The sequence below is a fragment of the Neobacillus drentensis genome (assembly GCF_036962765.1).
In the GTDB taxonomy this organism is placed as follows: domain Bacteria; phylum Bacillota; class Bacilli; order Bacillales; family Cytobacillaceae; genus Neobacillus; species Neobacillus drentensis_C.
Genome location: NZ_JBALOS010000243.1, coordinates 1 through 7907 on the forward strand (window position 1 = coordinate 1; position 7907 = coordinate 7907).

Consider the following 7907-nt stretch of genomic DNA (forward strand, 5'->3'; position numbering starts at 1 on the left):
TAACAAAATTCCAAGCGTACCACCCATAATGAGGAAGCAAGCCTGCACAATACGTTTTAACATTCCTTCACCTCCTCTACTCATTATAAACATATTCATAAAAATGAAACCTTAATTTACTGATTATTTTTCCCTTAGAGGTTCGTTTTAAATGACAGTTGCTGTAAATTTTATAGATAAGATTGCTCCCCATAGGGTAGCACTGGAAAATTTCCATGTCAAATAATTGGATTTTTTTTACTATTCCTTTTCATTACTTTTAAAGATGACGGTCGGTGTATAAGCGTTCTTTAATTAATTTAAAGCCTTCCTTAATCTTTTTAGCACGAACTTCCCCGATTCCTTCGACATCATCGAGCTCTTCCACAGATGCCGAAATGATTTTTGAAAGCTCACCAAAACAGCTAATTAGATTTTCAATGATAATCGTTGGGAGTCTTGGAATTTTATTAAGAATTCGGTAGCCGCGTGGACTTTTATTCTCATCGAGATGAACATAGCCAATATACCCCATTAATTTTAATAACACCACATCCTCAATTGTTCCATTAGTCGTCATCGACTGCATTCGCGCGAGTACATCTTTTGCCTTGACGTCCCGATCAAAGGCATAATCTTTAATAATGAGCATGGTCTCCTCTTCTAGGTCGGTTAAGATTTCATTCAGCTGTAAACGAATGAGACGGCCTTCGGTTCCTAATTCATGTAAATAGGTTAGCAGCTCATTTTTGATCTTTAACACCATTTCAAAGCGGTGGAGAACCAGTAAAAAGTCGTTATAGGTGACAGATTCTTCAAACTCTAAAATACTCAAATTAGTAATACTTTGTTCGAGGACGGTCTTATACTTTTCAAGCGTCTGTATTGCTTGATTGGCCTTGGTTAAAATAACCGCAATATCTTTTAAGGCATAGCGGAAATTCCCTTGGTACAAGGTGATGACATTTCTCCTTTGCGAGATCGCAATCACTAGGGCTTTTGTTTGTTTTGCCGTTCTTTCTGCTGTGCGGTGCCGCATTCCTGTTTCGGTAGAGGGGATATCGGAGTGAGGGGCCAGCTGGGCATTTGCAAACAGAATTTTATTCCCTAATTCATTTAGGATGATGGCCCCGTCCATTTTGGCCAATTCATATAAAAAGCTTGGCGAAAAAGGACAATTAATTTCAAAGCCGCCATCCACAATACTTTTTACTTTTTCGTTAAAACCAATGACAATAAGTCCCCCTGTGTTGGCACGAAGAACATTATCGATTCCCTCCCGAATGGGTGTACCAGGTGCAAGGAACTGTAATACTTCACTTACGGTATTTTCACCAAGCTTTTTACTCTCCATCTGCTACCCTCCCAACGTTGCTTTTAATGCTTCGCTCACATTCGAAACACCAATTAGTTCAACACCTGTTGGTCCCTTCCAGCCGCCAAGGTTATTAGCGGGTAGAATCACTCGCTCAAAGCCAAGCTTTGCGGCTTCTTGGACACGCTGCTCTATCCTTGACACCCTTCTTACTTCACCGGTTAATCCGACTTCACCGATTATACAATCGGTCGGCCTTGTCGGTTTATCTCTAAAACTAGAGGCAATACTCACCGCTACGGCTAAATCAATCGCTGGCTCATCCAGCTTTACGCCCCCAGCAACTTTTAAGTATGCATCCTGGTTTTGGAGGAGCATCCCAACCCTCTTTTCCAAAACTGCCATTAACAGCGGAACGCGGTTATGATCAATTCCTGTCGCCATTCTTCTAGGGTTACCAAAACTAGTAGGGGAAATTAACGCTTGAATTTCCACGAGGACGGGTCTTGTCCCTTCCATTGACGCCACCACTGTTGAGCCGGCTGCCCCCCGTGAACGCTCTTCTAAGAATATTTCAGAGGGATTGGCCACTTCTTCAAGGCCAAATTCTTTCATTTCAAAAATGCCCATTTCATTAGTGGAACCAAAACGGTTTTTAACTGCCCGTAGGATCCGATAGGTATGGTGTCTCTCTCCTTCGAAATAAAGAACGGTATCGACCATATGCTCTAGCAGCCTTGGACCAGCAATTGACCCTTCTTTTGTTACGTGACCAACAATAAAGATCGCTATCCCTTTGGTCTTCCCAATTCTCATTAATTCTGAGGTACACTCGCGAACCTGTGAAACACTCCCTGGTGCACTGGTTACATCTGGGTGAAAGACCGTCTGAATAGAATCAATGATAACAAAACTTGGATTCGTTTGATCGATGTTACGGTTAATTTCTTCAAGATTCGTTTCAGAGTATACGAGTAGATTTTCAGAAGATATACCTAATCGTTCCGCGCGAAGCTTGGTTTGCCGTAACGACTCCTCACCAGATATGTATAAAACCTTATTTCCTTTGTTTGCGAGTTGGGATGAAACCTGTAAAAGAAGCGTGGACTTACCGATTCCAGGGTCACCGCCAATTAGTACTAACGACCCCTTTACGACACCGCCGCCAAGAACCCGATTTAATTCGTTCAAATCGGTTAGAATTCGTGGTTCATTTTCCATTACGATCGAATTAATGGGCATAGGCTTTGCTAAAATTCCTGTTCCCGTTTGAGAATGTGCAAATGCACCTCTCCTTGTTGCACCCGTTACTTCAACTTCCTCAACCATTTTATTCCACTCACCACAGCCAGGGCATTTTCCCATCCACTTTGGCGATTCATATCCGCAATCTTGACACATAAACTTCGTCTTACGCTTTGCCATTATCCTTCGATCCTCTCATGCAACAATAAAAAGAACAAAAGGCGCAAGCACCGTATAGCGAAATACGCTGGGCGCTGGAGCCAGATTTTGCTAACTATATAAAGGGTACCACACCTATTTTATTTTTTCATTTGAAAAAAACGATAGAAAAAGAGGTACACGATTTAACTTTATTTACGTGTACCTCTCCATTGGTATTACGACCTAGTTCTATTTTACTAAACTTGTTTTCTCAGCCATTCGAACAATAAATTCTCCATTATCAACATCAATGATAGCATGCTGCCCTGTTAATAATGTTCCTTTTAATAATTCTTCAGAAAGTCTGTCTTCAATATGCTTCTGAATAGCACGGCGTAAAGGTCGTGCACCATACTCAGGGTCATAACCTTCCTGAGAAATTTTCTCCTTCGCGGCAATTGTTAGTTCTAAAGAAATATTTTGCTCTTTTAAGCGTTTAACTAACTGCTCTGATAATAAAGTTACAATTTCTTCAAGATGCTTTCGCTCTAACGCGTGGAAAACAATGATCTCATCGATACGGTTCAGGAATTCCGGACGGAATGCCTTCTTTAATTCTCCCATCACTTTACCCTTCATATCTTTATAATCTTGTTCGCCATCTTGAATATTAAAGCCTACATATTTGTTCCGTTTTAGTGCTTCAGCACCCACATTGGATGTCATAATGAGGACTGTGTTACGGAAATCAACCGTTCTACCTTTAGAATCCGTTAATCGGCCATCCTCAAGGACCTGGAGCAGGATATTGAATACATCAGGATGCGCCTTTTCAATTTCGTCTAGTAAAACAACAGAATAAGGCTTTCTGCGAACCTTCTCTGTTAATTGGCCGCCTTCCTCATAACCGACATATCCTGGCGGTGAACCAACCAGACGAGAGGTCGAGTGTTTCTCCATATACTCGGACATATCAATCCGAATCATGGCATCCTCATCACCAAACATAGCTTCAGCAAGGGCACGTGCTAATTCCGTTTTACCCACACCTGTAGGTCCAAGGAAGACGAAGGAACCAATTGGACGTTTTGGATCCTTTAATCCTGCCCGAGCACGACGGACGGCTTTAGAAACTGCTTTAACCGCCTCTTCCTGACCAATGACGCGAGAATGAAGAACTTCCTCTAAATTTAGCAATTTTGCCATCTCTGTTTGTGCCAACTTGGAAACAGGAACTCCAGTCCAGCTTGAAACAACACTTGCAATATCTTCGACTGTCACTTCATTATTTTCTTTCCCTTGCTTTTCTTTCCAATTCTTCTTCGTTTCCTCAAGTTGTTCACGTAAACGCTGTTCTGTATCCCTTAAGGATGCGGCCTTTTCAAATTCTTGACTCTGAACAGCTGAATCTTTTTCCTTGCGAACTTCTTCAAGTTTCACTTCTAATTCTTTTAAATTAGGCGGAGTGGTAAAGGAACGTAGACGTACCTTAGAACCGGCTTCATCGATTAAATCAATCGCTTTATCAGGCAGGAAGCGATCGGAGATATAGCGGTCAGACAGTTTTACAGCTGCTTGAATGGCTTCATCTGTAATCGATACACGGTGATGCGCCTCGTAACGGTCGCGCAGCCCTTCTAAAATCTGAATCGATTCATCCATCGTTGGCTCATCGACACGAATTGGCTGGAATCGACGTTCAAGCGCTGCATCTTTTTCAATGTATTTACGATATTCATCAAGAGTCGTTGCACCAATACATTGGAGTTCGCCGCGCGCAAGAGATGGCTTTAAGATGTTAGAAGCATCAATGGCCCCTTCCGCACCACCAGCGCCAATTAATGTATGCAGCTCATCAATGAATAGAATAATATTGCCTGCTTGGCGAATTTCATCCATTACTTTTTTCAAACGATCCTCAAATTCGCCTCGATATTTCGTTCCAGCTACGACTGTCCCCATATCGAGAGTCATCACGCGTTTATCACGAAGAATTTCAGGTACTTCGTTATTAACAATTTGTTGGGCAAGACCTTCGGCGATTGCTGTTTTTCCAACACCCGGCTCACCGATTAATACTGGGTTATTTTTTGTTCGACGGCTTAGTACTTCAATGACACGTTGAATTTCCTTGCCGCGTCCAATCACAGGATCAAGGCTTCCTTCACGGGCAATTGAGGTTAAATCCCTTGCAAGGCTATCTAGTGTTGGTGTGTTGGCACTGGCAGATGCCCCGCCTTGATGCCCGCCAGACTCATTGCTTCCTAACAGTTGAAGGACTTGCTGCCTTGCCTTATTTAAACTTACACCTAGATTGTTAAGGACCCGTGCGGCAACCCCTTCCCCCTCACGGATTAAGCCAAGGAGAATATGCTCGGTGCCTACATAGGAATGTCCTAATTTGCGTGCCTCATCCATCGATAATTCAATGACTTTTTTAGCTCTTGGAGTATAGTGAATGGTTTGAGAAGCTTCCTGTCCTTTGCCAATTAAGTTTTCTACTTCTTTTTGGATTTTTTCAGAACCTAAGCCAAGCCCATAAAGAGCCTTTGCTGCAATCCCTTCTCCTTCACGGGTTAATCCTAATAAAATGTGCTCTGTTCCAATATTGTTATGTCCAAGACGAATCGCTTCCTCTTGTGCTAATGCTAGAACTTTTTGCGCTCTTTCAGTAAAACGGCCGAACATCATATTCTCTTCCTCCTCACCTATTTTTCTTGCTCCATTTTTATTCGTTCCCTAATTAATGCTGCCCGTCGGATATCTCTTTCATGCGGTCTTAATGAACCCCCAGCGTATTGCTGCAAGAAACCTGGCTGGGTCAAGATCATTAATTCATTTAATATCGTCTTAGGCATATTTTCAATATAACCCATATCTATTCCAAGCCGAACATCAGATAAACACCTTGCTGCTTCCTTCGTTTCAATAATTCGGCTATTAGATAACACACCTAGTGATCGGAACACCCTGTCTTCTAATTGTATGTTCGAAGTTTTCCGTAATGCTTCACGTGCCGACCTTTCTTGTGAAATTAACTGGCTAACAACCCCCTTCAGATCCCGGCAAATGTCTTCTTCCGATTTACCAAGGGTAATTTGGTTAGAAATTTGAAATATATTACCTAAAGCTTCGCTGCCTTCACCATAAATTCCTCTAACAACTAGACCTAATTGATTAATTGCTGGAATAATACGATTGATTTGCTGCGTTAATATTAACCCTGGCAAATGCATCATGACAGAAGCACGAAGTCCTGTTCCCACGTTAGTCGGACAACTGGTTAAATAACCATGTTTTTCATCAAATGCGTATTGAATATTACTCTCTAGCCAATCATCAATTTCATTTGCAGCATCTAAGGCTTCCGATAATTGCAGGCCTGGAAACAAACATTGAATACGGATATGATCCTCTTCATTTATCATAATACTAACTTCTTCATTTTCGGTTAATAGAACCGCCCCATATGGTGAATCCTCTGCCAGATTTGGGCTAATTAGATGTTTTTCTACAAATACCCTTTTTTGCAGAGGCTGAAGCTCATCAATTTTCAACAATTCCATTTGGCCAAACTTTTCAACGAAAGACTGCCCTATGATTTCCTCCATTTTTTCAATAATCATTTTTGCTTCGTCATGTGAAAAAAGCGTAGGAAATTTATAAGCATCAAAGTTTCGAGCCAAACGTATTCGAGAGCTGAGGACAATATCTGAATCAGGTCCTTCCGCGCTCATCCAAGAGCTGACAGCTTGATTTAAAAACCGTTCAAGCGACACCTTATTCCCCTCCCTCTTGGCTAGCAGCTAATTTCTTCTCCAACTGACGTATTTCATCACGAATCTCAGCTGCCTTTTCAAATTCTTCATTAGCAATCGATTCTTTTAGCATATTTTTTAATTCTTCTATTTGCTTGCGCAGATGGATGCTGCCGCCAATTCTCTTGGGTATTTTCCCATTATGTGTCCAGTTGCCACTATGAAGCCGCCTTAAGACGGGATTCAGTTGCTCTTTAAATGCTTCATAACAATGAGAACATCCAAAGCGGCCGACTTTTAAAAACTGAGGAAAAGTCATCGAGCAAACGTCGCAATGAAGAATCTCCTCCTGATGAAACGGACTTTGGCTTTGCTTTTGAAAGGTAGGGTCAATATTAAGTAATCCTGCTAATAAATTATTAAAAGCGAATCCTGATTCCCCATTAAAAATAAACATTTCGCCCTTTTCCTGAGCACACTTTTCACAAAGATGAACTTCCGTCTTTTCACCGTTTATGATTTTCGTAAAATGAAGGGCTGCAGGTCTTTGGTTGCATTCCTGGCAGATCATACTTTTCACCTCTCAGTGAACAAATTTATTTATATTTTAAAGATGTTAACATGGCTTTTAGCATTCTTGCTCTTAATTCATCTCGGTATGGAAGATCAATATAAAGAACGGAACGATCAATTACACTTAACATAATTTTCGCTTCCCGCTGTGAGACAATTTCTTCTTGAACGAGTCTGAATATGACATCCTCAGCACTTGTTTGACTAATCCAATTTTGAATAAGTGCGAGCGATTGATCAATTAAATGAGCTAAGTCATGAGATTGGACCTTCATGATCCTTATATACCCACCGCCGCCCCGTTTACTCTCTACAATATATCCTCTTTCAATCGTAAAACGGGTGTTAATGACATAATTTATCTGTGAGGGTACGCATTGAAATTTGTCTGCGATTTCACTTCGTTTAATTTCAACAAGGTCTTTTTCACTTAATTCCAATACTTGTTTGAGATAATGTTCAATAATATCAGAGATATTTCGCATCTTCCCACCCCCCATTCTCTGACTTTGACTATATTTGACTAAATTATACTGAATTTTTTATGTAGATGCAACGATTCACTACTAATGATTTTCTCCAAATCTCGCCAATGTGAAACCTCGGATTAGTTAAAAAGTATCGTTGGAGGAAGTGATGAGGGACCAATCGTAATAGACAGTTTTGTTTTAATGAAGCCTAAAAACGACTTGAAGAAAGCAGAATAAAACCAAAGAGGCTACAAATTTTACAAAATAGAGTGCGATTACACCGAAATACGGAACTATATATACAAAACTTAGGGGTAATTATACAAAGAGTAGATTCAATTTAACAAAATGAGGAAAATATCCCATTTCACCATCTCCTCTATACCCCAAAACAATTTTTTTCCATAAAAAAAGACAACCCTCTCG

At 40.8% G+C, this 7907-nt stretch carries 6 protein-coding genes; all 6 read right to left on the reverse strand.

Features of this window, described 5'->3' with window-relative positions; genetic code table 11:
* Positions 1-259 precede the first annotated feature (259 nt).
* Complete coding sequence (disA, locus tag V7137_RS25035; RefSeq protein ID WP_335700587.1) at positions 260-1333, reverse strand: DNA integrity scanning diadenylate cyclase DisA; 1074 nt, start codon at positions 1331-1333, stop codon at positions 260-262.
* A gap of 3 nt (positions 1334-1336) precedes the next feature.
* The gene (radA, locus tag V7137_RS25040; RefSeq protein WP_335700588.1) at positions 1337-2719 is read right to left on the reverse strand and encodes a DNA repair protein RadA; all 1383 of its coding nucleotides are present in this window, start codon (positions 2717-2719) and stop codon (positions 1337-1339) included.
* Between the two features lie 210 nt (positions 2720-2929).
* Positions 2930-5371, reverse strand: coding sequence for an ATP-dependent protease ATP-binding subunit ClpC (gene clpC / locus V7137_RS25045; protein ID WP_335700589.1), 2442 nt, complete (start codon positions 5369-5371; stop codon positions 2930-2932).
* Between the two features lie 17 nt (positions 5372-5388).
* Positions 5389-6459, reverse strand: coding sequence for a protein arginine kinase (locus tag V7137_RS25050; RefSeq protein WP_335700590.1), 1071 nt, complete (start codon positions 6457-6459; stop codon positions 5389-5391).
* Position 6460: 1 nt separating this feature from the next.
* Positions 6461-7009: a UvrB/UvrC motif-containing protein gene (locus tag V7137_RS25055; protein WP_335700591.1), complete on the reverse strand. Its 549-nt coding sequence runs from the start codon at positions 7007-7009 to the stop codon at positions 6461-6463.
* A 25-nt stretch (positions 7010-7034) separates the two neighbouring features.
* Entirely contained in the window at positions 7035-7496 is a 462-nt protein-coding gene (locus tag V7137_RS25060; protein ID WP_218350761.1) for a CtsR family transcriptional regulator, read from the reverse strand.
* Between the last annotated feature and the right edge of the window lie 411 nt (positions 7497-7907).